This window comes from Ruegeria sp. BHSA191 (genome assembly GCF_059613325.1).
Genome location: NZ_JBXWSH010000001.1, coordinates 294,520 through 318,889 on the forward strand (window position 1 = coordinate 294,520; position 24,370 = coordinate 318,889).

The window sequence follows — 24,370 nt, forward strand, 5'->3', positions numbered from 1 at the left end:
CCCGTCAGTTGCGATGCTGATTATACCGGAATTTGACCGATCCGCGCACCTGCAACAGAAATGGCTTCCCCGCGCGAGGCGGGGAAACCGAATGATTGCCAGTTGGCCAGTTAGCCCAGAACGCGGTCGCGCTGCGCGGTGTAGACGCCCGACGACATGTTCAGCCACGACGAAGAGGCCTTCATCGACGCCATTGCGCTGTCATGGACCTTCTTGAACAGCTCGTCGCCCATGTTCTCGGCCAGAACGTCCTGGCTGGCCTTGCCGAAGGCATCCCAGACGCTGTCGGGGAATTCCATGACCTTCACGCCACCGGCCTGCAGACGCTGCAGCGCCGCACCGTTGTTGGCCAGGAACTGCGCCAGGTTCCACTGGTGCGCTTCGGCGGCCGCGATCTCGATGATCTTCTGGTGCGCCGGCGACAGGCTTTCGAACACTTCGCGGTTGGTTGCCAGCGACAGGCCCGCGCCCGGCTCGTGGAAGCCAGCGGTGTAGTAGATCTTGGTGATCTCCTGGAAGCCGGCCTTTTCGTCGGCCCAGGGACCGATCCACTCGGTGCCGTCGATCGCACCGGACGACAGCGCCTGGTACACTTCCGAACCCGGAATGTTCTGGACCGATGCGCCCAGCTTGCCCAGCGCCTTGCCGCCCAGGCCCGGCATACGGAACTTCAGACCGTTGAAGTCCTCGGGGCTGTTGATCTCTTTCGAGAACCAGCCGCCGGCCTGCGCGCCGGTGTTGCCGGCCAGGAACGACTTCAGGCCGAAGATCTGACCCAGCTCGTCATGCAGTTCCATGCCGCCATCGAAGTAGTACCAGTTCACCAGTTCCTGCGCGGTCATGCCGAACGGAACCGCGGTGAAGAAGGCGTAGGCCGGGTGCTGACCGACGAAGTAATAGTCGGCGGCGTGGTACATGTCGGCCTGGCCCGACGACACGGCGTCGAACACTTCGAACGCGCCGACCAGTTCTCCCGCGGCCTTGATGTCGACGGTCAGGTTGCCGTCGGACATTGCGGTGATGCTGTCGGCGCAGCGCTGGGCGCTGTCGAACACGCCCGCCAGACCGCGGCCCCACGAGGTAACCATGGTCAGCGTGCGCTTGCCCTGCGCGTAGGCCGGTGCCGCCAGTGCGGTTGCCGCCGCGGCCGAGCCGCCCAGTGCCGATGTCTTCAGAAACTTGCGACGATCCATATCAGGTGATCCTCCCCTTCATTCATTCACGGCCCGGGCGCACCCGGACCAGTCGCTTCGAGTGTCGACACGTTAATCTAGGCCGCTTGAAAGTGAATACCTACTACTGCGTAGAGCGCGCGATTTTTTGGTCCGGCATGATGGCAAAAGCGGCTGTTACCGCTATCGTCCGCGTGACTTTCGGGCCCGGAACGGCGAAAGATGCCCAATCTCTTTGCATTTGCGCCGCGGCTTGCGTATCGATTCGTCCATGGGGAAACTTCGATCTCTGTTTTCGCTGACTTATGCGCAGAAACTGTCACTGGTCGCGGCCATCCCGCTGGTGCTGGCGGTGGCGGCAATCGCGCTGATGGTGGCCATCGAATCCCGCGCCACGGCCGAGCGTGAGATACAGGCGCTGGAGCGTCGCCTGATCGAGGCCAAGAAGCAGGAACTGCGCAATTATGTCACCCAGGCGCGCAACGGCTTTGCCTATATCTACGGCCGCGCCGCCCCTGATGACGAAGAGGCCAAGAAGACCGTCGCCCAGATCCTGTCGGCGATGATCTACGGCAAGGACGGGTTCTTTTTCGTCTATGACTATGACGGCAACAACCTGGTCAGCCCCCGCCAGACCGAGTTCATCAACCGCAACTGGGAAGGCCTGACCGACAGCTACGGCGTGCCCGTGGTGGACGAGTTCATCCGGCTGGCCCGGCAAGGCGCCGGGTGGCACAGCTTCATGTGGCAGAAGCCCTCGACCGGGGAAGAGGCGATGATGATCGCCTATGTGGTCGGCCTGCAGGACTGGCGCTGGGCCGTGGGCACCGGCGTGTTCATCGACGACATCGTTGCCACCGTCGCCAATGCCCGCGCCGAGGTCGAGGCGCGCGTGCAGCGCACCTTCCTTTATATCGGCGGCATCGTTCTGGCGGCGGTGCTGATCGTCTTTGCCTCGGGGATGCTGCTGAACATCCGCGAACGTCGCCTCGCGGATGCCAAGCTGAAAGAGTTGACCAAGCGGGTCATCGACGCCCAGGAGGAAGAGCGCGGCCGCGTAGCGCGCGAATTGCATGACGGGATCAGCCAGATTCTGGTCGGAGTGCGCTATGCGCTGGACAATGCGCGCCGGCGCCTCGCAAAAGGCGATCATGACGGTGCGCGGGCGCCGCTGGACAAGGGGATCGACAATCTGGGCACCGCCATCACCGAGGTGCGCCGCATCAGCCGCGACCTGCGCCCCGGTGTTCTGGACGATCTGGGCCTCGGCCCCGCGCTCAAGGCGCTGACCGACGATTTCCGCGAACGCACGGGGATCGAGACCGAGTTTTCCACCGTCGTGTTCCGCAACCGTCTGGACCATGACAGCAAGATCGCGCTCTACCGAATCGCGCAAGAGGCGCTGACCAATGTCGAACGCCATTCCGGCGCGACGCGGGTGACGATCGACCTGCGCGGCCACAAGCGAGGCGCCACGATGCGCATCACCGACAACGGGCGCGGGTTGCGCAGCCAGCCGGGCCAGATCAGCACCGGGATCGGCCTGCGCAACATGCAGGAGCGGATCGAACAGCTTGACGGGACCCTACGCATTCTGTCATCACGCGGCGCGCAGAGCGGAACGGTGATCGAGGTCAGCCTGCCGCTGAGCCACCTGCTGCCGCCGCAGGAAGACGCGACACCCAAAAGAAAGGCCGGTTCCTGATGACAGACACGACCCGAGTCCTGATCGTCGACGATCATCCGATGGTTGCCGAGGGCATCCAGTCGATCCTTGAAAGCTATGACGACATTAACGTGGTCGGCACCCTGGGCAACGGGCAGGAAGCAATCGACTTGGCCCCGGATCTGCGGCCCGACGTGATTCTGATGGATCTGAACATGCCCGGCACGGGCGGGCTGAGCGCCACCGAGATCATTCTGGAACGCCTGCCCCAGACCCGAATCCTGATCCTGTCGATGCATGACAGCCCCGAATACATCTCGACTGCGCTGAGCCATGGCGCCAAGGGATACATCCTCAAGGATGTGCCGACCGACGAGATCAAACAGGCCATCGATGCGGTGATGCGCGGCGAGCGCTATCTGTGCACCGGGGCCAGCGGCTCTCTGGAGCCTAAGGGCGACAGCACCCGCGAAGCGCTGACCGGGCGCGAGCAGACGATCCTGCTGGAACTGGCGCAGGGCAAGTCGAACAAGGAAGTGGCCCAGACGCTGGACATCTCGGTCCGCACGGTCGAGACCCACCGCAAGAACATCAAGCGCAAACTGGGCATTTCCTCGACCGCCGGCCTGACGCGCTACGCACTGGAACATGGTGTGCTGCAGGGCACGGGCGTCGGGTACTGACGCGGGTCAGTCCAACAGACGGTCAGCCCGCCGCCCGGCACGCGCAAGGTGATGCGGCAGCACGCGGCCGTACAGCTGTTTTGTCCGCTCTATGCCGCCACACATCCCCTCGGCCTCGACGAAGGAAAAGATACCCACATAGCGCGGCCAAGGGCCGCTGACCGGCGCAACCCGGTGCAGCGAGTATCGCCCGCGAAATATCTGCAGGTCACCAGGTTGAAGTTCCAGTTGCCGGACAGCGCTCATGTCACCGTCGAGGATCGCGGCCACCTTGTCGAAATTCTCGTGTTCAGGCGTGCGCAGGTTGGGCGCGTATTCGAACGCCCCGCCCCGTTCGGCATTCTGGATCGCCAGAGTCACGGTGAAGTTGTTGGTGTCGAAATGCCAGGGGAACCCCTGCCCTTCCTCGACCACGTTGATGATCACGTCGGCCAGAGGATCGTCATAGCGAAAGAACCGATCCTGGGGTTCGTTCAGGGCCGCGCGGATAAAGGGCAGAAAGCCATCATATTCATAGATACGCCGCAACGGGCCGGTCTCGGGGAAATTGTCGGCCGGTACAAATGCGTTCGACCGGTCATAGAACCGTCGGATCGGGTGGCGGATGCCGAACCGGGGGTCGTCTCGGGTGAAATAGGGGTTGGTGCGGTTGAAACTGCGATGCGCGCGCGGGGCGACGGCCTCGGCCTCGGTTAGCAACTGCGCGAGACCACCGTCATGCACGAAACCGGGCAGCACCGCGCACCCGTCCGCGTCAAGCTCGCGCCGGATATCCGCGATCAGCCGCTGGTAGGCCGCCGAGTCCGGCCGGTCGATCGGATAACGGCCCAGGTCCACCAGATCCACAAGCATGCGCGCCTCCGTCCTTGCACTTTCCGGTTCAGCCTGACCCGGCGGCGCGTGCGGCTCATGCCCATTTCAGACATCGACCTGCCGCTTTCTGACTTCGGAACCCTTGCCCGCGGCACCATTCGCGGAAATTCCGGCCATGCGTCAATCTGCGCAATAAAATGTCGCAATATTCGACCGCAGAGACAGGAAATTGGCCAGATTGCCTGTTGACGCCCCGTCCCCCCACCCATAATGTCCCTGCACGCAAAAAGGAGCCTCTGGCGATGAAAACGCTAGTCGTAATCGTAGGAACCACGCGCATGGGCCGGTAACGGTACACCATAATCGAACCCATGCGCCTCCGAAACTTCGGGGGCTTTTTTATGTCAAACGCAAGACACATGTCGCGAACGGAGCAAAGCAGATGACACGTGAGATGACCGGCGCAAAGATGGTGGTCCAGGCCCTCAAGGATCAGGGCGTGGACACGGTATTCGGGTATCCCGGCGGCGCCGTCCTGCCGATCTATGACGAGATCTTTCTGCAGAACGACATCCGTCACATCCTGGTGCGGCATGAACAGGGCGCGGTCCATGCCGCCGAAGGCTATGCCCGGTCGACCGGGAAGCCCGGCGTCGCGCTGGTGACCTCGGGCCCCGGCGCGACCAACGCGGTGACCGGCCTGACCGATGCGCTGATGGATTCGATCCCGATCGTGGTTCTGACCGGCCAGGTGCCGACCTTCATGATCGGCTCGGACGCGTTCCAGGAGGCCGACACGGTGGGCATCACCCGCCCCTGCACCAAGCACAACTGGCTGGTCAAGGACACCAATTCGCTGGCCGCAACCCTGCACGAGGCGTTTCACGTCGCCACTGCCGGCCGCCCCGGCCCGGTGCTGATCGACATTCCCAAGGACGTGCAGTTCGCGACCGGCACCTATACCGCGCCGAAACCCTCGACCTCGCATTATCAGCCGGCGGTCAAGGGCGATCTGGACGCGATCACCGAACTGGTCGCTGCCATCGAAACCGCCAAGAAGCCCGTGTTCTATACCGGCGGCGGCGTGATCAATTCGGGCCCTGCCGCCAGCCAACTGCTGCGCGAGCTGGTGGACGCGACCGGCTTCCCCATCACCTCGACCCTGATGGGTCTGGGCGCCTACCCCGCATCGGGCAAGAACTGGATCGGAATGCTGGGCATGCACGGCCTGTACGAGGCGAACATGGCCATGCATGACTGTGACCTGATGATCAATGTCGGCGCCCGGTTCGACGACCGGATCACCGGGCGCATCGACGCGTTCTCGCCCAAGTCGAAAAAGGCGCATATCGATATCGACCCGTCCTCGATCAACAAGGTGATCCGAGTGGACATCCCAATCGTGGGCGACGTGGCGCATGTTCTGGAAGACGTGCTGAAAGTGTGGAAGGCGCGCGGGCGCAAGACCAACGCCGCGGCCGTCACCAAGTGGCAGGCCCAGATCTCGGACTGGCGCAAGGTGAACTGCCTTGCCTACACGAACAGCGAAAAGTCGATCAAACCGCAATACGCGCTGCAGCGACTTGAGGCACTGACCAAGGACCGTGACCGCTACGTCTGTACAGAAGTGGGCCAGCACCAGATGTGGGCCGCGCAGTTCTTGGGTTTCGAAGATCCAAACCGCTGGATGACCTCGGGCGGGCTGGGCACCATGGGCTATGGCTTCCCGGCCTCGATCGGGGTGCAAATGGCGCACCCCGACGCGCTGGTGATCAACGTCGCGGGCGAGGCCAGCTGGCTGATGAACATGCAGGAGATGGGCACCGCCGTCCAATACCGCCTGCCGGTGAAACAGTTCATCCTGAACAACGAACGCCTGGGCATGGTGCGCCAGTGGCAGGAGCTGCTGCACGGCGAACGCTACTCGCATTCCTGGTCCGAGGCCCTGCCCGATTTCGTCAAGCTGGCCGACGCCTTCGGGGCCAAGGGAATCATGTGCTCGGACCCGGCCGATCTGGATGACGCGATCATGGAGATGATCAATTACGACGGTCCGGTGATCTTTGACTGCCTCGTCGAAAAACACGAAAACTGCTTCCCCATGATCCCGTCGGGCAAGGCGCATAACGAGATGCTGCTGGGTGAGGCCGAAACACAGGGTGTGATCGACTCCAAGGGCTCGGTACTGGTCTGATCGCTCCCATCGCACCCGGCCGGACCTTCCGGCGCACGAAAGTTGAAGAAAGGGACATAAATGTCTGCCCTACACATTAAAAAAGGCTCTACCCGCCATTCGGCCTATAACCTGCGCCCGACGTTTTCGGACGTGCAGGAGCGCCACACGATCGCCGTTCTGGTCGAAAACGAACCCGGCGTCCTGGCGCGCGTGATCGGGCTGTTTTCCGGACGTGGCTACAACATCGAAAGCCTGACCGTGGCCGAGGTCGACCACACTGGCCACCTCAGCCGTATCACCATCGTGACCACCGGCACACCGCAGGTGATCGAGCAGATCAAGGCGCAGCTGGGCCGGATCGTTTCTGTGCATGACGTGCATGACCTGACCGTCGAAGGCCCCTCGGTCGAGCGAGAACTGGCGATCATCAAAGTCGTGGGCGAAGGCGAAAAGCGCGTCGAGGCGCTGCGCCTGGCCGACATCTTTCGCGCCAACGTGGTAGACAGCACCTTGAATTCCTTCATCTTCGAGATTACTGGCACACCCGAAAAAATCGACGCCTTTGCCGACCTGATGCGCCCGCTTGGACTGATGGAAATCGCCCGGACCGGCGTGGCCGCCCTGCTGCGCGGCAGCTGACGGGTCGTCGCCCCCGCGCAAGGGGGGCCGCTTGTCTCCATATCCACTCGAGACTGTCGCCGGTCAGTGTCATCTGGCCGGTTTTCCCAAATAGTTTGTGCAAAATCGCCAAATGCCTATTGCCTTTGGCCTATAAGGCATTAGCCTAGCGTCGGTTCTTTCCGACAGGAAAGCTCTTGGGGAAAATTATGCGATATTCCGGTTCAGGCCGACGGCGGACGCTGTGTCGGCACAGTCGTGTTGCGTTGCCATAGGCCATGACTGGACAAGGCATGGGCCATAAAGCACGCACACCTGAAGAATTGCGCACAATGCTTGGCGAGAACCTCCGGCAGCTGGTCAGCGGCTATCCCTCGGTGTCCGAGGTCTGCCGCCGTCTGGGCATCAATCGCACCCAGTTCAATCGATATCTGTCTGGCGAAAGCTTTCCACGGCCTGATGTGCTGGACCGGATCTGCCGCTTTTTCGGGATTGATGCCCGCATCCTTCTTACCCCCCTTTCCGAAATACCGAAAACCGAGTCGGCGCCGCTGCCTCCGTCCCTGCTGAAGTTTTTTGCGACGGGCCAAATAAAACGGAAGGAAACCCTGCTGTGCAGCGGGTTTCATCATGTCATCGAAACCCATCCCGCAAAGCCGCGGCACACCTGCCATCTGTTGCTGTTTGCCCGGAACCAGGGCAGCCACGCGACCGTACGCGCCTTCGACCCCGTCACGCCGGGTGCGACACCGGCTTCGCGCGAACTGCGCGGCTTGGCCTTCCGCTCAGGCACGACGACACAAATCATGATGGCGCATCGCGATACCATCGGCACCCGTTTCTACGTTCTTGCGGACGCAACCACTCCGGCCGCGTCGGTACGCACCGGATACAGCGTCAGGCTAGGCGCAAGCGCCGCCGACTGCCGAGAGTTGGAACTGCGGTTCCTGGGGCAAGATCTGAAGGCGGCCCTCGGGGTCGCGCGGCTGGCCCGGTCCTGACCACCCCGGCAGGCCGCCAACATGTCGTTGTGAGAAAAACCCGGGTCGCGGACATGACAGCGGGCCGGCGGTGGGACTGCTTAGGCTGGGTGGCAACCGAGGAGGACCACATGGCCAGCACCCTGACCGATCTGTCTGCCGTTCGCCAAAGCATCGAAACCGCGCTGGGTCTGCCCAACGCGCACTATACGGACCCCCGGCTGCACGCCGAGGAGAGCCAGGCCCTGCTGCTGGACGGCTGGTCCGGACTGGCCGTAACCGCCGACGTGCCCGAACCGGGCGACGCGGTCCCGATCGAGTTTCTGGGCATCCCCCTGCTGCTGCTGCGCGACCGGTCGGGCCAGGTACGGGTGTTCCAGAACATCTGCCGCCACCGTGGCATGATCCTGGTGGCCGAACCGCGCAAGATCGAAGGCGCGATCCGCTGCCCCTATCACAGCTGGTGCTATTCGACCGAGGGTCGCCTGGTGGCGACCCCGCATGTGGGCGGGCCGGGCCAGAACGCGCATGACGCGGTGAACCGGTCCGAACTGGGCCTGATCGAGGTGCGCAGCCATATCTGGCGCGAGGTGGTCTGGATCAACGTCTCGGGAACCGCTCCGGCCTTTGAGGATGCCAACGCCAAGCTGATCGAACGATGGGCCGAGTTCGACCGGCCGCTGTACCATGGCGGCCCCGACAGCGCCTTCCGGCTGGACGTGAACTGCAACTGGAAGCTGGCGGTCGAGAATTACTGCGAAAGCTATCACCTGCCCTGGGTGCATCCCGGGCTGAACAGCTATTCCCGGCTGGAGGACCACTATCACATCCAGGAGCCCGGCCTGTTTTCCGGCCAGGGCACATCGGTCTATCGCCAGCTGACCGGCGAGGACGGCCGCACCTTCCCCGATTTCCCGGGGCTGAGCGCCAAATGGGACACGGCCGCCGAATACATCGCCGCCTTTCCCAACGTGTTGTTGGGCGTGCATCGCGACCACGCCTTTGCCATCATCCTGCGCCCCGAGGCGCAGGACCGTACATCGGAACATATCCATCTGTTCTATGCGTCGCCGGACACAGATGCCGACCTGCGCGCGCGCAACACCGAGCAGTGGAAACTGGTGTTCGAAGAAGACGTGTTCGTGGTCGAAGGCATGCAGCGCGGTCGCGCGGCCCCCGGTTTCGACGGAGGGCATTTCTCACCGGCGATGGATGGGCCGACGCATCTGTTCCATGACTGGGTCGCACAGCGGCTGATCGCGCGCCACGATAGGCCCGCCGCCGAATGAGCGCACTGGACGACCGTCTGCTGAACGCACATGCGGCCGGCGACATCCGGGCCTTGGCGGCCCTGTATGAACAGGCCGCAGACGCGCAGACCGATGCGGATGCAGCAGCGTTCTTCCTGACCCACGCCTATGTGCATGCGCTCGAGGCCGGTCTGCCGGCCGCCGTCCGGCTGCGCCAGCGTCTGATCGACATGGGGCGCGAGGTTCCGCAGCAGTGACCGCACCGATCAGGTCTGGGCGGTTTCTTCGCCGTCACTATCCCCCGTGATCTGCCGGTATAGGTGCCAGCTGGCATGGCCGAACAACGGCAGCACGATCAGCAGGCCCAGAAACCACGGGATCATGGCGATAAAGGTGGTGACGGCGATGAACGCGCCCCACCCGAGCATCACACGCTTGTTCACTGCGACATAGGCATAGCTGGAAATCATCGCCGTCACGAAATCCAGTTCACGATCCAGCAGCATCGGAATCGACAGCACCGAGATCATGTAGAGCAGGATCGCGAAAAGCGCTCCGACCACGGTTCCGACGGCCAGCATGGTCAACCCGTTCGCAGTCAGGAACACCTCGAGCGACGAGGACACGTTGGTCATGGTCGACAGGCCCATGAACAGGGCGAAGATCATGTGGCCCAGAAAGAACCAAAACAGGAAGATCACAACGATGATGGCGCAAATCGACGGCAACTGTCGGCGGCTCTGCTGGATCACCACGCCGAAGATGGCACCGAAATCCAGCGGCGCGCCCTGTTCCAGCCGGTGCGAGACCTCGTACAGCCCCACCGCTGCAAACGGCCCCAACAGCGGAAACCCGATCGCGGCCAGCACCAGCCAGTACGAGGTGCCCGTCTGCACCGTGATCCATGCCATCAGCCAACCCACTAGAACGTAGAACCCCGCAAACAGCAGGCCGAAGATCGGCGCGCGGCGATAGTCCTGCCAGCCCCGGCGCAGCGCCGTGCGCAGCATTTCGCGGCTGGCGGGTTTCAACTTTGGAACTCCGAATGGCCTGTCCATGTTCCGTCTGTCCTCCCAGTTCCTTCAAATCTCGGGCGGCCGTTTCTGCGGCCAATGCGTAACCGCATGATAGGCGGCCCCGATCGACAGCAGTCGGGCATCGCTGCCCCGCGGGCCGAACAGCTGCATCCCCATCGGCAGCCCCCCCGGCCCGAATCCGGCCGGAATCGACAGGCAGGGCAGCCCCAACAGGCTGACCGGTGTCACCACCTGCATCCAACGGTGATAGCTGTCCATCTCGACCCCGGCGATGCGGCGCGGATACGGCCAGTCCACCGGAAACGGCCAGACCTGCGCTGCTGGCAGCACCAGCGCGTCATATTCGGAAAACAGCGCAACCGCCCGCCGGTGCCAATCTGACCGGGTCACGCTGGCGGCCTGCACCTGCATCGCGGTCAAGGCCAGCCCGCGCTTGAGCTCCCATAGGGCACTGTCCTTCAGGGCGTGTTTGCGGTCGGCCAGGGGTTGCAGTCCGGCCGCCACGCTGAACGAGCGCAGCGTGATCCAAGACTCCCAGATCCGTTCGGCATCGAAGGGGGGCGGTACCTCCTCGACCGTGGCGCCCAACTGGGCAAACAGCGTCAACTCGCGCGCGCACAGCGGCAGAATGCCGTCTTCCGTTGGGAAGGCCCCGCCCCAGTTACCCAGCCAGCCGATGCGCATGTCCTCAAGGCTTCTGACCGGCACGGGCGAGACCGGATCGCTGTCGAGCGACAGGGGCTGGCGCGGGTCCGCGCCCGACATCACGTCCAGCAGCAGCCCGATATCCTCTGGGCTGCGCGCCATCGGACCCAGCGTCGAAAGTTGATGAAGATACAGATCGCCCACCGGCTCGGACGGGACGCGGCCCCAGGTCGGGCGGAAGCCATAGACATTGTTCCAGGCGGCCGGGTTGCGCAGGCTGCCCATCATGTCGGACCCATCGGCCAGCGCCAGCATTCCCGTGGCCAAGGCGACCGCCGCCCCGCCCGAAGACCCGCCGCAACTGCGCGTCAGGTCATAGGGGTTGCGGGTTGCGCCATAGACCGGGTTGAACGTATGCGACCCCAGACCGAATTCCGGCGTGTTGGTCTTGCCGATCAGGATCGCGCCTGCCGCGCGCAGTCGGGCCGCGATGAGGTCGTCGGCATCGGGCACATGGCCGCGAAACAGGGGCGAACCCTGGGTCGAAGGAATGCCCGCCACGTTCACCAGATCCTTGACCGCCATTGGCAGACCGTGCAGCGGGCCATGCCGGGCATGGCCGTCGGCCGCCTGCGCCTGCGCCATCAGTGCATCTTCATCCTGCAGTGCCACGATGGCGTTGACCCGGTCGTTGACCTGCGCGATCCGGTCCAGCGTCGCGCGCATCACTTCGACGGCCGAAACCTGCCCCGCGCGCAGCTTGCTCAGCAGTTCGACGGCCGAAGTTTCGATTGGGGTCATGGGGTTACGTCCAGGCTATGATCGAACTCAGCCTAGCGATGGACGGATCGCATTTAAACCCGGTGTTTTGTATGTATCTTTTGTCGGTGTGCCACCCGCCCCGTGCGCAATCAGGCGTCCGACTGCGCCTCGGCCCGGCTTTTGCCCGATACGTTCATCGCCAGCGTGGCCGCCATGAACCCATCCAGATCACCGTCCAGAACACCCTTGGTGTCCGAGGTCTCGTAACCCGTGCGCAGGTCCTTGACCATCTGATAGGGCTGCAGAACGTAGGACCGGATCTGGTTGCCCCAGCCCGCGTCGCCCTTGGCCTCGTGCGCGGCGTTGATCTCGGCGTTTCGACGGTCCAGTTCCATCTGGTAGAGGCGCGATTTAAGCGCCTTCATGGCGATGTCGCGGTTCTGGTGCTGCGATTTTTCCGAACTTGTCACCACGATGCCGGTCGGGATGTGGGTGATCCGAACCGCCGAGTCGGTCGTGTTGACGTGCTGACCGCCCGCCCCCGAGGACCGGTAGGTATCGACGCGGATATCGGCCGGGTTCACTTCGATCTCGATATTGTCGTCCACCACCGGATAGACCCAGACCGAGCTGAACGATGTGTGCCGCTTGGCCGCCGAGTCATAGGGCGAAATCCGCACCAGCCGGTGCACGCCGCTTTCGGATTTCAGCCAGCCATAGGCGTTGTGGCCCGAGATCTTGTAGGCCGCCGACTTGATCCCCGCCTCTTCGCCCGGGGTTTCTGACTGCAGCTCGACCTTGTAGCCCTTCTTCTCGGCCCAGCGGACATACATCCGCGCCAGCATCGAGGCCCAATCGCAGCTTTCGGTGCCCCCGGCGCCCGCGTTGATTTCCAGGAAGGTGTCGTTGGCGTCGGCCTCGCCGTCCAGCAGCGCCTCGAGCTCTTTTTCGGCCGCTTTGTCGCGCAGCTTTTTCAGGGCCTCTTCGGCATCCTTGACGACTTCTTCGTCGTCTTCCATCTCACCCAGTTCGATCAGTTCGACATTGTCGTTCAAATCGGTCTTGATCGACTCGTAGGTCTCGATCGCATCGACCAGAACCTGCCGTTCGCGCATCAGCTTCTGCGCGTTTTCGGGGTTGTCCCACAGGTTGGGGTCTTCGACGCGGGCGTTGAACTCCTCCAGCCGGTGCGGCGCGGTTTCATAGTCCATACGCTGGGCCAGCAGCTCCAGCGATTTTTGGATCTCGGCCACGATGTTCTGGATTTCGGCGCGCATGGTCAGGTCCCAACTTGCTCAATCAGGCCTGCGTGATAGCAAGAGGTTCAGGCCACCACAAGATGACCCGCGCGGGTTTGCATAGCTTTCCCCCGCTCGGTGGCGGATCAGTAAAGTCCGCCGCCCTGCAGATCGCCTTGGCTGGCTTTGGGTCCCACGATGACCGTTTCGCCGGTCGATGTCCGAACCTGACGGCCTCCGCTCGTGACCTCCTCGAACAGAGGCAGGTCGGACCCCATCGCGAAACCGCCGTCGTACACGCGGTCGATGAAACCATCGACACCATCGCGGAAATATTCGGCCACGACGTAATCGCCGGTTGCATCTTCCGGCAGCCGCGCGCCGCTGAACCGGTCGATCTTGATGAAATGGCCGCCCGGGGGCACTTCGAACGGGCCGCCGCCGTATTTCGCGACTGCCTTTTCCATGAAGCTCTGGAAGACCGGCCCGCACAGCGTGCCGCCATAGGCCCCCCGCCCCATCGGACGCGGACGGTCATAGCCGATATAGCAGCCGGCCACGATATTCGAGGTGAAGCCGATGAACCAGGCGTCCTTGGATTCGTTGGTCGTACCGGTCTTGCCAGCCGTCGGAACCGGCAGGTTGACCACACGCGACGCGGTACCGCGATCCACCACGCCCTTCATCATCGAGGTCAGCTGATAGGCGGTGATCGGGTCCATCACCTGCTCGCGGTCGTCGACGATGGTGGGGGCCGCATCGGGTTCCAGCCAGCTGGAATTGCAATCGAGGCATTGACGATCATCATGCCGATAGATCGTCTTGCCAAACCGGTCCTGGATCCGGTCGACCAGGGTGGGTTTGACCCGCTCGCCACCGTTGGCGAACATCGCATAGGCCGCAACCATCTTGTAGAGCGTCGTCTCCTCGGCCCCCAGCGCGTTGGCCAGGTAGGGGCCCATGTTGTCGTACACGCCAAACCGTTCCGCATAACCTGCGACCACGGGCATCGAAACCTCCTGTGCCAAGCGGATGGTCATCAGGTTCCGCGACTGCTCGATCCCGGTGCGCAGCGGCGTGGGGCCATAGAACTTGTTGGTCGAGTTCTTGGGGGTCCACAGACCCTGCGGCGTATTCACCTCGATGGGCGCATCCACCACGATGGTCGCCGGGCTGTAGCCGCTGTCGAGCGCGGCGGCATAGACGAAGGGCTTGAAGGCCGAACCGGGCTGGCGCAGCGCCTGGGTGGCGCGGTTGAACACCGAGTCCTGGTACGAGAACCCGCCCTGTATCGCCAGAACGCGGCCCGAGTTCACGTCCATCGCGACAAATCCGCCCTGAACCTCGGGGATCTGGCGGGCCGACCACTGGCCGTCTTCGGCGGCTACCACAAGGATCACGTCGCCGCGCTTGAAATTGGCGCGGAAATCGCCCTGCATCCACTTGATGTCGCTGCGCGGGATGATGCCGTCGGCCGGACCGTTTTCGACCCCCACGGTCAGTTGCTGGTCGGCAACGTCCAGCACCACCGCCGGATACCACGGCGTGGGCAGCACCACGTCGCGCGGAACCTCCAGTTTGGCCAGCTCTGCGCGCCATTGTGCCTCGTCGGCCAATATTTCCTCGGGGATGGTCAGGCCGGTTCCGCGCCATTTCCCGCGCGACCGGTCGTATTTCTGCAAGGCCTCGCGCAGGGCTCGTGCGGCTTCGACCTGCATCTCTTCGTCCACCGAGGCGCGGACGGTGAAACCGCCGGTAAAAAATTCGCCCTCGCCGAAATCCTCGCTCAGCTGACGGCGGATCTCGTCGGTGAAATAGTCGCGCGGCGGCAGCGCGGTGCGGAAGCTTTCGAAATCGCCGTTCTGGACCGAGCGCAGCGGTTGCGCCACTTCGGTCTCATAGGTCGCCTTGTCGATGTACCCGTTCTGGTACATTTCGCGCAGCACATAGTTGCGCCGCGCCAGCAGGCGATCCTTCTGCCGGACCGGGTGATAGTCCGACGGCGCCTTGGGCATCGCCGCCAGCGTCGCCGCCTCGTGCGGGGCCAGTTCCTGCAAGGTCTTGTTGAAATAGGTCTGCGCGGCAGCGGTCACGCCGTAGGAGTTCTGGCCCAGGAAGATCTCGTTGAGATAAAGCTCGAGGATCTGTTCCTTGTCCAGCGTCTCTTCCAGGCGGGTGGCAAGGATGATTTCCTTGATCTTGCGCTCGGCCCGGCGGTCGCCCGACAGAAGGAAGTTCTTCATCACCTGCTGGGTGATGGTCGAGGCCCCGCGAACGTTTTCGCCCTTGGACTTCACCGCCTCGACCGCGGCGGCGATGATGCCGCGCGGGTCATAGCCTTGGTGGGTGTAGAAATTCTTGTCCTCGGCCGAGATGAAGGCCTGCTTGACCAGGTCGGGGATTTCCTCGGACGGGGTAAACAGGCGGCGCTCCTGGGCGAATTCGTCAATCAGGTGGCCTTCGCCCGAATAGATGCGGCTGATGGTGGGCGGCTTGTACTGGGCCAACGACTCGTGGCTGGGCAGGTCACGGCCGTACATCCAGAACACCGCGCCGATCACCAGCGCCGCCATGAAGATACCAAGCGTCACGAGGCTGAAGATCGCCCCGAAAATCGAAAGAATGAACCGGATCACGTTGCTGCCTTTTGTTCGCGGTGCCGCCTATATAGTGCCGCTGCACACAAGGGTCAAAGCACCCGCGCCGATACTAGCCGTTTTGCGCCGCAGGGTCACTGCCCAATCAGGTCGCGGCGGGCCAGATCTTGCTGCCGCCAAGCCTGAAGCCCCTGACGGATGCCGCGCGCCATGGTGGATCGCCATTCGGGATTTTTCAGGTTTTTCAGATCTCTGGGGCTGGACAAGAACCCAAGTTCGACCAGAACCGACGGGATGTCGGCGGCCTTGAGTACCGAAAACGAGGCCCGACGGACAGGGCGGCGGTTCATCGGCCCGCCCTGTTGCGCCATGCCGTTGGCCAGCGTCTGCGCCAGCGCCTCGGTCCGGGGCTGGGTCTCTTGCCGGGCCATGTCCAGCAGAACGTCGGCGATCTGGTCGTCCGAGCCGCTCAGATCAACGCCGGCGATCAGGTCGTCGCGGTCGTGCCGCTCGGCCAGTTTGCGGCTGGCCACGTCCGAGGCCTCGTTGGACAGGACATAGATCGTGGCGCCGTGGGCCTGCCCCTCGGACAGCGCGTCGGCATGCAGCGAGATGAAGACATCGGCTGCGGCGCGATGCGCCAGCGCGATCCGCCGTTCCAGCGAGACGAAATAATCGTCGGCCCGCGTCAGGACCACTTCGAACCCGCCCGCGCGCAGCAGTTCCTCGCGCAGTTCGCGGGCGAAGGTCAACATCAAGGTCTTTTCGTTGGTTCCGCCCGCCTCGGCGCCGGGGTCGATGCCGCCATGGCCCGGGTCAAGCATCACCCGCAGCGCCCGTCGGTCATCCGCGCCGCGCAGCGCCGGCAGATCGGCCGGGGGCGGCAGATCCCATCCGGGCGTGTGCGGCGCGCCCGCGCTTGCGGCGAAGCTTTCGAAATCGGTGCCTTTCAGGTTCAGGGTCAACACCGCCGCGCCCGAGGCCGGATCGACACGCATCGCGGCCCGGTCCACAGCCAGCGGCGCCCCAAGTTCCAGCACCAGACGCGACCAGCCGGGCACATAGGCCCCGAACCGAACCGCGCTGATGCGCCGGGTCTGCAGGAAGGCCTCGCGGTTCAACCCGCTCCAGTCGACTTCCTTGAAGTCGATCACCATCCGGTACGGGTCTTGGAGGGTGAAGATGCGATATGGCACGCCCTGGCTCAGCCCCAGTTGGACCTGTACGCCCGCGCCGTCATCGTCGATGATCCGGCTCTGCTCGGGCAGGACACGCGCCAAGGCATTGAAGTCCTGCGCCCATACCGCGCCGGTCAGCGCCCAGATCAGGGCGAGTGCGAAAAGGATCCTGCTCATGGCCTCAAGTTTTCCCGAGATCGTTTGGCAGTAGCCTATCGCAGCACGGCCGGTTTGTGAACGCCTCAGGCCGACTTCTGCGCGGCCCGGCGATCCACCATGAAGCTGCGGAGCCGTTCCAGGCCCTGCTCGATGTCCTCGGTCGACCGGGCGTAGGAAAAGCGCAGGGTCGTGTGGCCGCGCACCGGATCGAAATCCAACCCCGGCGTTACGGCGACGCCGGCCTTGTCCAGGATCTCGGCGGCAAAAGCGCGGCTGTCCTGGGTCAGGTCCGAGACATCGGCATAGACATAGAACGCCCCGTCCGGAGGCGCGATGTTGGTGAACCCGGCCTCGGGCAGGCCCTTCAGCATCAGGTCGCGGTTGCGGCGATAGACGGCTAGGTTGCCCTGCAGTTCGTCCTCGCAATCCATCGCGGCCAGCGCGGCGATCTGGCTGGCATGGGGCGCACAGATGAACATGTTCTGGGCGATGCGTTCGACCACGCGCACCTGATCCTCGGGCACCACCATCCAGCCGACGCGCCAGCCGGTCATCGAGAAATACTTGGAAAACGAGTTGATGACATAACACTCGTCGGTCAGTTCCAGAGCAGTGACCGCCTTGGCCTCGTATTCCAGCCCGTGATAAATTTCGTCACTGATGAACGAAGCACCCTGCCCCTGCGCGGCCTCGATCAGCGCGCCCATGGCGGCGTGGTCCAGCATGGTTCCGGTCGGGTTTGCGGGCGAGGCCACCATCAGCCCCTGCAGGTCGAGCCCGGCAAAATCCTGTGGCACGGGTTGCAGGCGGTTTTCCTGCGCAGTCGGCAGATCGACCGGCACCAGCCCCAGCGCCCGCAAGATCTGACGATAGGACGGATAACCCGGCGCGCCGATCCCCACCCGGTCGCCGCTGTCGAACAGCGCGGTGAAGGCCAGCAGGAATCCGCCTGAGGATCCCGGGGTGATCACCACCCGCTCGGGGTTCAGGTCTACGTCGTACCATTCGCCATACATCCGTGCGATGCGTTGCCGCAGCGCCGGCAGACCCAGCGCGACGGTATAGCCCAGCGGGCCGTGCCGCATCGCGCGGGCCAGCGCCTCCAACGCGCCTTGAGGCGCGCCGGTTCCGGGCTGGCCGACTTCCATGTGGATGATGTGGCGCCCGGCCTCTTCAGCGCGGCGCGCGGCCTCCATCACGTCCATCACGATGAAGGGATCAACGCCCGACCGGGTTGAGTTTCGCATGCCCATCTCCCATGTTGCGACCATGGCTTTTGAACGCGGATCCCGGCTGGCGTCAATCCCGGCATTTCTGCTGGCGGTGGCGCTGTGGATCGCGGCCGCCGCGCAAAGCCACGCGCAAAGCCTGATCCGCGACCCAGATATCGAACACGGGCTGCGCGAACTGGCCTTTCCGATCCTGCGCGCGGCGGGGCTGAACACCAACCGCGTGCGCGTTCTGGTGGTCAAGGACGATACGTTCAACGCCTTCGTGATCGACTACAACACGATCTACGTGAACCACGGGCTGATCCTCAGCGTCGACAGCCCCGAGATGCTGCAGGCCGTCATCGCGCACGAGGCCGCCCATATCGCCAACGGGCATCTGGCCCGGCGGGCCGAAAACCTGCGCGCCGCCAAGCGGGCCGCCGGGTTCGGAACCGCGCTGGCAATGATCGCCGCGGCTGCAGGGGGCGGCGAGGCCGCAGCCGGGATCGCCGCCGGAACATCCGCCTCGGCGCTGCGCAGCTTTCTGGGCCACACCCGCGCCGAAGAGGCCTCGGCCGACCGCAGCGCGGCCGGATACCTGCGCTGGGCCGAGATCTCGCCCAGCGGCATGGTCGCCCTGCACCGGAAATTCGCCGGCCAGGAATTGCTGAGCGAGGCCAATCAGGACCCCTACATGCGGTCGCACCCCACCAGCCGCGAGCGTCTGCGCGCCGCCGAGGCCTTTCTGGATGAATTCGGCGACCGCGCCAAACCCGACCCGAACGCCGACTACTGGTTCGCGCGGGTGAAGGGCAAACTGTCGGCCTTCCTGCGCTCGCCCAGCTGGACCCTGCGCCGCGCCAAAGAAGAAAGCGCACGGGACATCCGCCTGATGCGCGAAGCCGCCGCCCATCACCAGAACCGCAATCTGGGTGCGGCCCTGTCGTCCATCGACGGGGCCTTGGCGATCCGGCCCGAGGATCCGTACTATTACGAGTTGAAAGGTCAGATCCTGCTGGAAAACCGCCGGTTTGCGCAAGCGGTCAACGCCTATGCCAAGGCCATGGAACTGGCGCCGCGCGATGCTCTGATCATGGCCGGGTACGGGCGCGGGTTGCTGGCCGAAGGGCGTACGAAGGAAGCCCTGCAAGTGCTTGAAAAGGCACGCGCCCGCGACTATCGAAACCTGCGGCTGATGCAGGATCTGGGGGTGGCCTATGCCAAGCTGGGACAGCCCGGCATGGCCGCGACCGTCACCGCCGAACGCTATGCCCTGCAAGGCCGCCTGGCCGATGCGGGCATCCACGCAAGACGCGCCGTCGGGCAATTGCCCGAAGGCTCACCGGGTTGGCAACGGGCACAGGATGTGCTGATTGCCGCAGAACGAGCTGAGAAATCGAAAAGGAAACGGAAATGATCCTCAGACACGCAGCACCTGCCCTTCTGGGGCTTACCCTGATATCCGGCCCCGCGCAGGCGCTGGACCTGAGCGCGATGAGTCCCGACGAAAAGGCCGAGTTCGGCGCGGCCGTGCGCGAATATCTGCTGGAAAACCCCGAGGTCATCATCGAAGCGGTCAACATTCTGGAGCAGCGCAACGCCGCAGCCGAAGCCGCAGCCGACAAGGACCTGGTCGCAGCCAATGCCGAGGCGCTGTTCAACGACGGCTACAGCTGGGTGGGTGGCAATCCAGACGGCGACATCACTCTGGTCGAGTTCATGGACTATCGCTGCGGCTATTGCCGCCGAGCGGTGCCCGAGGTCGACGCCCTGCTGGCACAGGATGGAAACATCCGCTTTATCATCAAAGAGTTCCCGATCCTTGGCGAGGCTTCGGTGTTGTCGTCACGTTTTGCTATCGCGACCAAGCAAGTCGCAGGCGACGACGCCTACAAGCAGGTGCATGACGCGCTGATGGAATTCGGCGGAGACGTGACCGAAGTAGCCCTGCGCCGCATCTCCGACGGGCTGGGCCTGGACAGCGATGCGATCTTGGCTGCAATGGATAGCGACGCGGTGACAGATGAAATCGCCCAGACCCGCGAACTGGCGCAACGGCTCAAGATTTCTGGCACGCCCAGCTTCGTGCTGGGTACGGAAATGTTGCGCGGTTATCTGAAGGCCGATCAGATGCAGCAGATCGCCGACGCCGTGCGCGCCGAACAGGGATAGTCGGCCAAGAGGTCGAGACCAGATACGACACGACAGATAAAAGCCGCAGCCAGGTGCTGCGGCTTTTTTCTGTTTCTATTCAGCCGCCTCGGCCGCGGCGTCCAGCTCGGCCGCCTTCTTTTCCACCTGCTCGACGATGTGGTCGATCATCTGTTCGTTCGACATCTTGTGGCTGGCCTTGCCCGCCAGATAGACCATGCCCGAACCCGCGCCCCCGCCGGTAAAGCCGACATCGGTCATCAGCGCCTCGCCGGGGCCGTTCACGACGCAGCCGATGATCGACAGGCTCATGGGCGTCTTGATGTGTTCCAGCCTCTTTTCCAGCGTCTCGACCGTCTTGATCACGTCGAACCCCTGCCGCGCGCAGGACGGGCATGAGATGATGTTCACGCCCCGATGGCGCAGGCCAAGAGATTTTAGGATCTCGAAACCGACCTTCACCTCTTCGACCGGATCGGCGGACAGGCTGACGCGGATCGTGTCGCCGATCCCCATCCACAGCAGGTTGCCCAGCCCGATGGCCGATTTGATCGTGCCGCTGACCAGCCCCCCGGCCTCGGTGATGCCCAGATGGATCGGGGCGTCGGTGGCCTCGGCGATGCCCTGATAGGCAGCAGCCGACAGGAAAACGTCGCTGGCCTTCACGCTGATCTTGAATTCGTGGAAATCATTGTCCTGCAGGATGCGGATATGTTCGAGCCCGCTTTCCACCATCGCCTCGGGGCACGGCTCGCCATATTTCTCCAGCAGGTGCTTTTCCAGACTGCCCGCGTTCACGCCGATACGGATCGAGCAATTGTGGTCGCGCGCGGCCTTGATGACCTCTTTCACCCGCTTTTCATCACCGATATTGCCCGGGTTGATGCGCAGGCACGCGGCGCCGGCCTCGGCGGCCTCGATGCCGCGCCGATAGTGGAAATGGATATCCGCCACGATCGGCACCGGGCTTTCGCGCACGATCTCCTTTAACGCCTTCGACGACGCCTCGTCCGGGACCGATACGCGCACGATATCCGCTCCGGCCTCGGCCGCCGCCTGTACCTGCGCCACGGTCGCGGCGACATCGGTCGTCAGCGTGTTGGTCATGGTTTGCACGGCGATCGGCGCGTCGCCGCCCACCGGAACGTTACCGACCATGATCTGGCGGGATTTGCGGCGATAGATGTCGCGCCAGGGGCGCACGTGGTTCAGAGACATGAAAACGGATCCGCGTCAGTCTGAGGTCTGGCCTTTAGATAGTCCGGGGGCAAGCCCGCCGCAATGGCAAGATCACTCTGCCGGGGCTTCGGTCGCTTGAGTCTGAAGCTCGGCCACCAGACGCCGCAGCGCACTGTTGGCCTCGGACGTGAGATCGGCAACGGCATAGTTTTCGGCAACCGCGTCCTTGGACAGGATCACGCCCTTGGACACTGTTCCGGGCTTACCGACCGGGCCGTAATGCTGGCCGTTCATCGAGAAATACACGCTGCCCGATGCCCCTGCGCGCAGTTGCGGGGGCTCTTCTGTCAGCGGCACCTCGAAGACGTTGCCGTTTTCGACCGTGCCAAGCGTTCCCTCGAAGATCACGCTGCCATCGGCTGCGGTGACCCGCATCCAGGCAGGTTCTACCGCAACGATCTTGAGCGCAGTGTCCACCTGTTCGACCACTTGCGGCAGCGGTGTGCGCTCGACCGTGTGCACTTCGGCCATAGCCACCTCGGGCAGTTCCGGCGGGCGGAAGGTGCCTACGGTGCGCGGATCGAGCGTCGAGATCGGCGCATCGCGCGCCACCAGCACCGGCACGTCCAGCGCCTGCGGCCGATACAGACGATCCAACGCCTCTGCACTGGGGGCCTGCAAGCCGTCGATATCATCGTCGGTGTCGGACCGGATCGCCGCCAGCGGATCGAGATCGGCCAACACCACCGGCGCTTGTTCGACCGGGGCGACCTGCACCTGCTGGATCTTGTTGAGAACCGACCAGCCGCCATAGCCGATGCCGCCGATCAGTGCCAGCAGGACCAGCGAAGAGCCGATTGCCCGGGGTTCAATCTGGCTGAAGACGGATTCACGGCCCGGAAGATAAGGCGTGTTCGGCGAAATGAACGGGTCGCGCCCCATTGGTCCACGCGCCGGCAAGTCGCCGCCGCCTTTCTTGACCACCGAGGCTTGGGCCGACATGCCATGCGCCACCGAAAACCCGCTTTCCTTGCAGAAGGTTTCAAACGTTTCATCCGGGTCCATGCCCAGATACCGGGCGTAGGAACGCACATACCCGGCGATAAAGCCGGGTGTGTCGAACGCATCAGGGTCGGCGTTTTCGATGGCGGCGATGTAGTTGGCCTTGATCCGCAGTTCACGTTGGACATCCAGCAGAGACTTGCCCTTGGTGGCACGCTCGCCGCGCATGACATCGCCCAGGCGAACCTCATAGTCGTCAAACCCTTTTGGCCTGACCTCCACGTCTTGCTCGGAATTGCGCTGAGTCCTGCGCCCAATCATCCCTGCTGCCCCAAACTGCCTACCGCGTGTTACACGCAAACGGCGAATCATCCCCACAACGAATCATCCGTTTTCTTTTGTTAGCGAGAGCTTAACACGCGCCAAACATGTTGCACATGTCAGTCAGAGGCTACCCGGCAAGTTCGGCGCGATTTAGCGCACAATGTGACCAAAGTTCGTCCATTGCCTGGACCAAGCAGTTCATCTCGTCCGGTCCATGGACGGGCGACGGGGTAAAGCGCAGGCGCTCGGTCCCGCGGGGCACGGTCGGGAAATTGATCGGCTGGACATAGATGCCATAGCTTTCCAGCAGCATGTCGCTGAGCTTTTTGGTATGTACCGGGTCGCCTACTATCACCGGCACGATGTGGCTGCCGTGGTCGATCAGCGGCAAGCCCAGCCCCTTCAGCCGCAGCTTCAGGATCTTGGCCTGGGTCTGATGCTGCTCGCGCAGTTCCGGCGCACGCTTGAGGAAGGCGACCGAGGCTGCGGCGCCCGCAGCGACCGCCGGAGGCAGCGAGGTGGTAAAGATAAAACCCGGCGCATAAGAGCGAACGGCATCGCACATTTTCGCGCTGGCCGCGATGTAGCCGCCCATCACGCCATAGGCCTTGGCCAGGGTGCCGTTGATAATGTCGATCCGATGCGCCAGCCGGTCACGCTCGGTCACGCCGCCGCCGCGCGGGCCGTACATGCCCACGGCATGCACTTCGTCGATATAGGTTAGCGCGCCGAACTCGTCGGCCAAGTCGCAAATTTCCTCGATCGGACCGAAATCGCCGTCCATGGAATAGACCGATTCAAAGGCGATCAGCTTGGGCGCGGCCGGGTCGTCGGCTAGGAGCAGTTCGCGCAGATGGGCCACGTCATTGTGGCGGAAGATCCGCTTGGCGCCCCCGTTGCGGCGCACGCCCTCGATCATCGAAGCATGGTTCAGTTCGTCGGAATAGATGATCAGGCCCGGAAACAACTTGGGCAGCGTGCTAAGAGTGGCGTCGTTGGCGATGTAGGCGCTGGTGAACAGCAGCGCCGCCTCTTTGCCGTGCAAATCGGCCAGTTCCGCCTCGAGCCGTTTGTGATAGACGGTCGTGCCCGAGATGTTGCGTGTCCCGCCCGATCCGGCACCGGTTGCGTCGATTGCCTCGTGCATCGCCTGCAACACGACAGGGTGCTGCCCCATGCCCAGATAATCGTTGCCGCACCAGACCGTGATGTCCTGCTGCGACCCGTCGGGGCGCGTGCGTACCGCATGCGGGAACTGTCCGTTGCGACGTTCGATGTCGATAAAGGTCCGGTAACGTCCTTCTTCATGCAGCTTGGCAATCGCCGTATCGAGCTGAGCTGTATAGTCCAAAGGACCCTCCTTCATGACCCTTTCGCGCGGCCAGGCGTTTCTCCGTGCCATAGTACCCGATTTTCAGGCAACGTCCGCTATTTGTTTCCTGCACTTGCCTAGCCCGTCGGGACCCGTCGCAACATTGATTTGCATCAATTATCCTCTCGGGCCAGCCGCGACAAGTAAACTCGACACC

20 protein-coding genes are annotated in these 24,370 nt (G+C 63.5%); 9 read left to right on the forward strand and 11 right to left on the reverse strand.

All coding sequences use genetic code 11. The annotated features are described in order from the left end of the window. Nucleotides 1–110: 110 nt before the first annotated feature. Complete coding sequence (locus AC2FNS_RS01485; RefSeq protein WP_496711782.1) at nucleotides 111–1,193, reverse strand: TRAP transporter substrate-binding protein; 1,083 nt, start codon at nucleotides 1,191–1,193, stop codon at nucleotides 111–113. Nucleotides 1,194–1,443: 250 nt separating this feature from the next. Between AC2FNS_RS01485 and AC2FNS_RS01490 the strand changes: the two genes are divergently transcribed. Both AC2FNS_RS01490 and AC2FNS_RS01495 read left to right on the forward strand, forming a co-directional pair. Further along, entirely contained in the window at nucleotides 1,444–2,877 is a 1,434-nt protein-coding gene (locus AC2FNS_RS01490; RefSeq protein ID WP_496803755.1) for a cache domain-containing protein, read from the forward strand. Continuing rightward, nucleotides 2,877–3,521 carry a response regulator transcription factor gene (locus tag AC2FNS_RS01495; RefSeq protein WP_496684491.1) on the forward strand — a complete coding sequence of 215 codons (645 nt, stop codon included), beginning with the start codon at nucleotides 2,877–2,879 and terminating at the stop codon, nucleotides 3,519–3,521. Before AC2FNS_RS01490 ends, AC2FNS_RS01495 begins: the two co-directional genes overlap by 1 nt. 6 nt (nucleotides 3,522–3,527) lie before the next feature. Here the strand turns inward: AC2FNS_RS01495 and AC2FNS_RS01500 are convergent, their stop codons facing one another. Then, the gene (locus AC2FNS_RS01500; RefSeq protein WP_496711781.1) at nucleotides 3,528–4,373 is read right to left on the reverse strand and encodes a HalD/BesD family halogenase; all 846 of its coding nucleotides are present in this window, start codon (nucleotides 4,371–4,373) and stop codon (nucleotides 3,528–3,530) included. Nucleotides 4,374–4,776: 403 nt separating this feature from the next. Here AC2FNS_RS01500 and AC2FNS_RS01505 point away from each other — a divergent pair, with 403 nt between their 5' ends. From AC2FNS_RS01505 to AC2FNS_RS01525, 5 genes are all read left to right on the forward strand, one after another. Next, complete coding sequence (locus AC2FNS_RS01505; protein WP_496711780.1) at nucleotides 4,777–6,528, forward strand: acetolactate synthase 3 large subunit; 1,752 nt, start codon at nucleotides 4,777–4,779, stop codon at nucleotides 6,526–6,528. A gap of 60 nt (nucleotides 6,529–6,588) precedes the next feature. After that, on the forward strand, nucleotides 6,589–7,149 hold the full coding sequence (gene ilvN, locus AC2FNS_RS01510) for an acetolactate synthase small subunit (protein ID WP_496684483.1): 561 nt from the start codon (nucleotides 6,589–6,591) through the stop codon (nucleotides 7,147–7,149). Nucleotides 7,150–7,460: 311 nt separating this feature from the next. Next, nucleotides 7,461–8,129: a helix-turn-helix domain-containing protein gene (locus AC2FNS_RS01515; protein WP_496797362.1), complete on the forward strand. Its 669-nt coding sequence runs from the start codon at nucleotides 7,461–7,463 to the stop codon at nucleotides 8,127–8,129. 110 nt (nucleotides 8,130–8,239) lie between these two features. Continuing rightward, the gene (locus tag AC2FNS_RS01520) at nucleotides 8,240–9,397 is read left to right on the forward strand and encodes an aromatic ring-hydroxylating oxygenase subunit alpha (protein ID WP_496797363.1); all 1,158 of its coding nucleotides are present in this window, start codon (nucleotides 8,240–8,242) and stop codon (nucleotides 9,395–9,397) included. Beyond that, nucleotides 9,394–9,615 (forward strand): hypothetical protein, encoded by a 222-nt coding sequence (locus AC2FNS_RS01525; protein ID WP_496711472.1) that lies wholly within the window; start codon nucleotides 9,394–9,396, stop codon nucleotides 9,613–9,615. The genes AC2FNS_RS01520 and AC2FNS_RS01525 overlap by 4 nt, the downstream gene beginning before the upstream one ends. Nucleotides 9,616–9,624: 9 nt before the next feature. Here the strand turns inward: AC2FNS_RS01525 and AC2FNS_RS01530 are convergent, their stop codons facing one another. From AC2FNS_RS01530 to AC2FNS_RS01555, 6 genes are all read right to left on the reverse strand, one after another. After that, nucleotides 9,625–10,416 (reverse strand): DUF2189 domain-containing protein, encoded by a 792-nt coding sequence (locus AC2FNS_RS01530; protein WP_496681194.1) that lies wholly within the window; start codon nucleotides 10,414–10,416, stop codon nucleotides 9,625–9,627. A 24-nt stretch (nucleotides 10,417–10,440) separates the two neighbouring features. Then, complete coding sequence (locus AC2FNS_RS01535; protein ID WP_496711471.1) at nucleotides 10,441–11,841, reverse strand: amidase; 1,401 nt, start codon at nucleotides 11,839–11,841, stop codon at nucleotides 10,441–10,443. A 110-nt stretch (nucleotides 11,842–11,951) separates the two neighbouring features. Next, nucleotides 11,952–13,079, reverse strand: a complete 1,128-nt coding sequence (prfB, locus tag AC2FNS_RS01540; RefSeq protein ID WP_496681191.1) for a peptide chain release factor 2 — start codon at nucleotides 13,077–13,079, stop codon at nucleotides 11,952–11,954. A 107-nt stretch (nucleotides 13,080–13,186) separates the two neighbouring features. Further along, a complete protein-coding gene (locus tag AC2FNS_RS01545; RefSeq protein WP_496711470.1) occupies nucleotides 13,187–15,676 on the reverse strand; it encodes a penicillin-binding protein 1A in 2,490 nt (829 codons plus the stop codon). 95 nt (nucleotides 15,677–15,771) lie between these two features. After that, a complete protein-coding gene (locus tag AC2FNS_RS01550; RefSeq protein WP_496711469.1) occupies nucleotides 15,772–16,992 on the reverse strand; it encodes an N-acetylmuramoyl-L-alanine amidase in 1,221 nt (406 codons plus the stop codon). A 65-nt stretch (nucleotides 16,993–17,057) separates the two neighbouring features. Next, nucleotides 17,058–18,221 (reverse strand): pyridoxal phosphate-dependent aminotransferase, encoded by a 1,164-nt coding sequence (locus AC2FNS_RS01555; protein ID WP_496681183.1) that lies wholly within the window; start codon nucleotides 18,219–18,221, stop codon nucleotides 17,058–17,060. Here AC2FNS_RS01555 and AC2FNS_RS01560 point away from each other — a divergent pair. Together AC2FNS_RS01560 and AC2FNS_RS01565 are read left to right on the forward strand one after the other, a co-directional pair. Then, on the forward strand, nucleotides 18,220–19,602 hold the full coding sequence (locus AC2FNS_RS01560; RefSeq protein ID WP_496681180.1) for a M48 family metalloprotease: 1,383 nt from the start codon (nucleotides 18,220–18,222) through the stop codon (nucleotides 19,600–19,602). The genes AC2FNS_RS01555 and AC2FNS_RS01560 overlap by 2 nt on opposite strands. Beyond that, the gene (locus tag AC2FNS_RS01565) at nucleotides 19,599–20,357 is read left to right on the forward strand and encodes a DsbA family protein (RefSeq protein ID WP_496686429.1); all 759 of its coding nucleotides are present in this window, start codon (nucleotides 19,599–19,601) and stop codon (nucleotides 20,355–20,357) included. The genes AC2FNS_RS01560 and AC2FNS_RS01565 overlap by 4 nt, the downstream gene beginning before the upstream one ends. Before the next feature lie 75 nt (nucleotides 20,358–20,432). On the opposite strand, the gene ispG is transcribed toward AC2FNS_RS01565, so the two are convergent. The 3 genes from ispG to hemA form a co-directional block, all read right to left on the reverse strand. Further along, the gene (gene ispG, locus AC2FNS_RS01570) at nucleotides 20,433–21,554 is read right to left on the reverse strand and encodes a flavodoxin-dependent (E)-4-hydroxy-3-methylbut-2-enyl-diphosphate synthase (RefSeq protein WP_149774887.1); all 1,122 of its coding nucleotides are present in this window, start codon (nucleotides 21,552–21,554) and stop codon (nucleotides 20,433–20,435) included. Nucleotides 21,555–21,626: 72 nt separating this feature from the next. Further along, nucleotides 21,627–22,838 (reverse strand): helix-turn-helix domain-containing protein, encoded by a 1,212-nt coding sequence (locus AC2FNS_RS01575; protein WP_496681175.1) that lies wholly within the window; start codon nucleotides 22,836–22,838, stop codon nucleotides 21,627–21,629. Nucleotides 22,839–22,968: 130 nt separating this feature from the next. Next, a complete protein-coding gene (gene hemA / locus AC2FNS_RS01580; RefSeq protein ID WP_496711477.1) occupies nucleotides 22,969–24,192 on the reverse strand; it encodes a 5-aminolevulinate synthase in 1,224 nt (407 codons plus the stop codon). Between the last annotated feature and the right edge of the window lie 178 nt (nucleotides 24,193–24,370).

What these genes read in the sequence shown, in the direction of transcription:
- AC2FNS_RS01555 (WP_496681183.1), bottom strand. Translation starts at nt 18,221, where the DNA reads ATGCGAAACTCAACCCGGTCGGGCGTTGATCCCTTCATCGTGATGGAC.
- AC2FNS_RS01485 (WP_496711782.1), bottom strand. Translation starts at nt 1,193, where the DNA reads ATGGATCGTCGCAAGTTTCTGAAGACATCGGCACTGGGCGGCTCGGCC.
- AC2FNS_RS01565 (WP_496686429.1), top strand. Translation starts at nt 19,599, where the DNA reads ATGATCCTCAGACACGCAGCACCTGCCCTTCTGGGGCTTACCCTGATA.
- AC2FNS_RS01500 (WP_496711781.1), bottom strand. Translation starts at nt 4,373, where the DNA reads ATGCTTGTGGATCTGGTGGACCTGGGCCGTTATCCGATCGACCGGCCG.
- AC2FNS_RS01535 (WP_496711471.1), bottom strand. Translation starts at nt 11,841, where the DNA reads ATGACCCCAATCGAAACTTCGGCCGTCGAACTGCTGAGCAAGCTGCGC.
- AC2FNS_RS01550 (WP_496711469.1), bottom strand. Translation starts at nt 16,992, where the DNA reads ATGAGCAGGATCCTTTTCGCACTCGCCCTGATCTGGGCGCTGACCGGC.
- AC2FNS_RS01525 (WP_496711472.1), top strand. Translation starts at nt 9,394, where the DNA reads ATGAGCGCACTGGACGACCGTCTGCTGAACGCACATGCGGCCGGCGAC.
- ilvN (WP_496684483.1), top strand. Translation starts at nt 6,589, where the DNA reads ATGTCTGCCCTACACATTAAAAAAGGCTCTACCCGCCATTCGGCCTAT.
- AC2FNS_RS01520 (WP_496797363.1), top strand. Translation starts at nt 8,240, where the DNA reads ATGGCCAGCACCCTGACCGATCTGTCTGCCGTTCGCCAAAGCATCGAA.
- AC2FNS_RS01560 (WP_496681180.1), top strand. Translation starts at nt 18,220, where the DNA reads ATGCCCATCTCCCATGTTGCGACCATGGCTTTTGAACGCGGATCCCGG.
- AC2FNS_RS01530 (WP_496681194.1), bottom strand. Translation starts at nt 10,416, where the DNA reads ATGGACAGGCCATTCGGAGTTCCAAAGTTGAAACCCGCCAGCCGCGAA.
- ispG (WP_149774887.1), bottom strand. Translation starts at nt 21,554, where the DNA reads ATGTCTCTGAACCACGTGCGCCCCTGGCGCGACATCTATCGCCGCAAA.
- prfB (WP_496681191.1), bottom strand. Translation starts at nt 13,079, where the DNA reads ATGCGCGCCGAAATCCAGAACATCGTGGCCGAGATCCAAAAATCGCTG.
- AC2FNS_RS01490 (WP_496803755.1), top strand. Translation starts at nt 1,444, where the DNA reads ATGGGGAAACTTCGATCTCTGTTTTCGCTGACTTATGCGCAGAAACTG.
- AC2FNS_RS01495 (WP_496684491.1), top strand. Translation starts at nt 2,877, where the DNA reads ATGACAGACACGACCCGAGTCCTGATCGTCGACGATCATCCGATGGTT.
- AC2FNS_RS01575 (WP_496681175.1), bottom strand. Translation starts at nt 22,838, where the DNA reads ATGATTGGGCGCAGGACTCAGCGCAATTCCGAGCAAGACGTGGAGGTC.
- AC2FNS_RS01515 (WP_496797362.1), top strand. Translation starts at nt 7,461, where the DNA reads ATGCTTGGCGAGAACCTCCGGCAGCTGGTCAGCGGCTATCCCTCGGTG.
- AC2FNS_RS01505 (WP_496711780.1), top strand. Translation starts at nt 4,777, where the DNA reads ATGACACGTGAGATGACCGGCGCAAAGATGGTGGTCCAGGCCCTCAAG.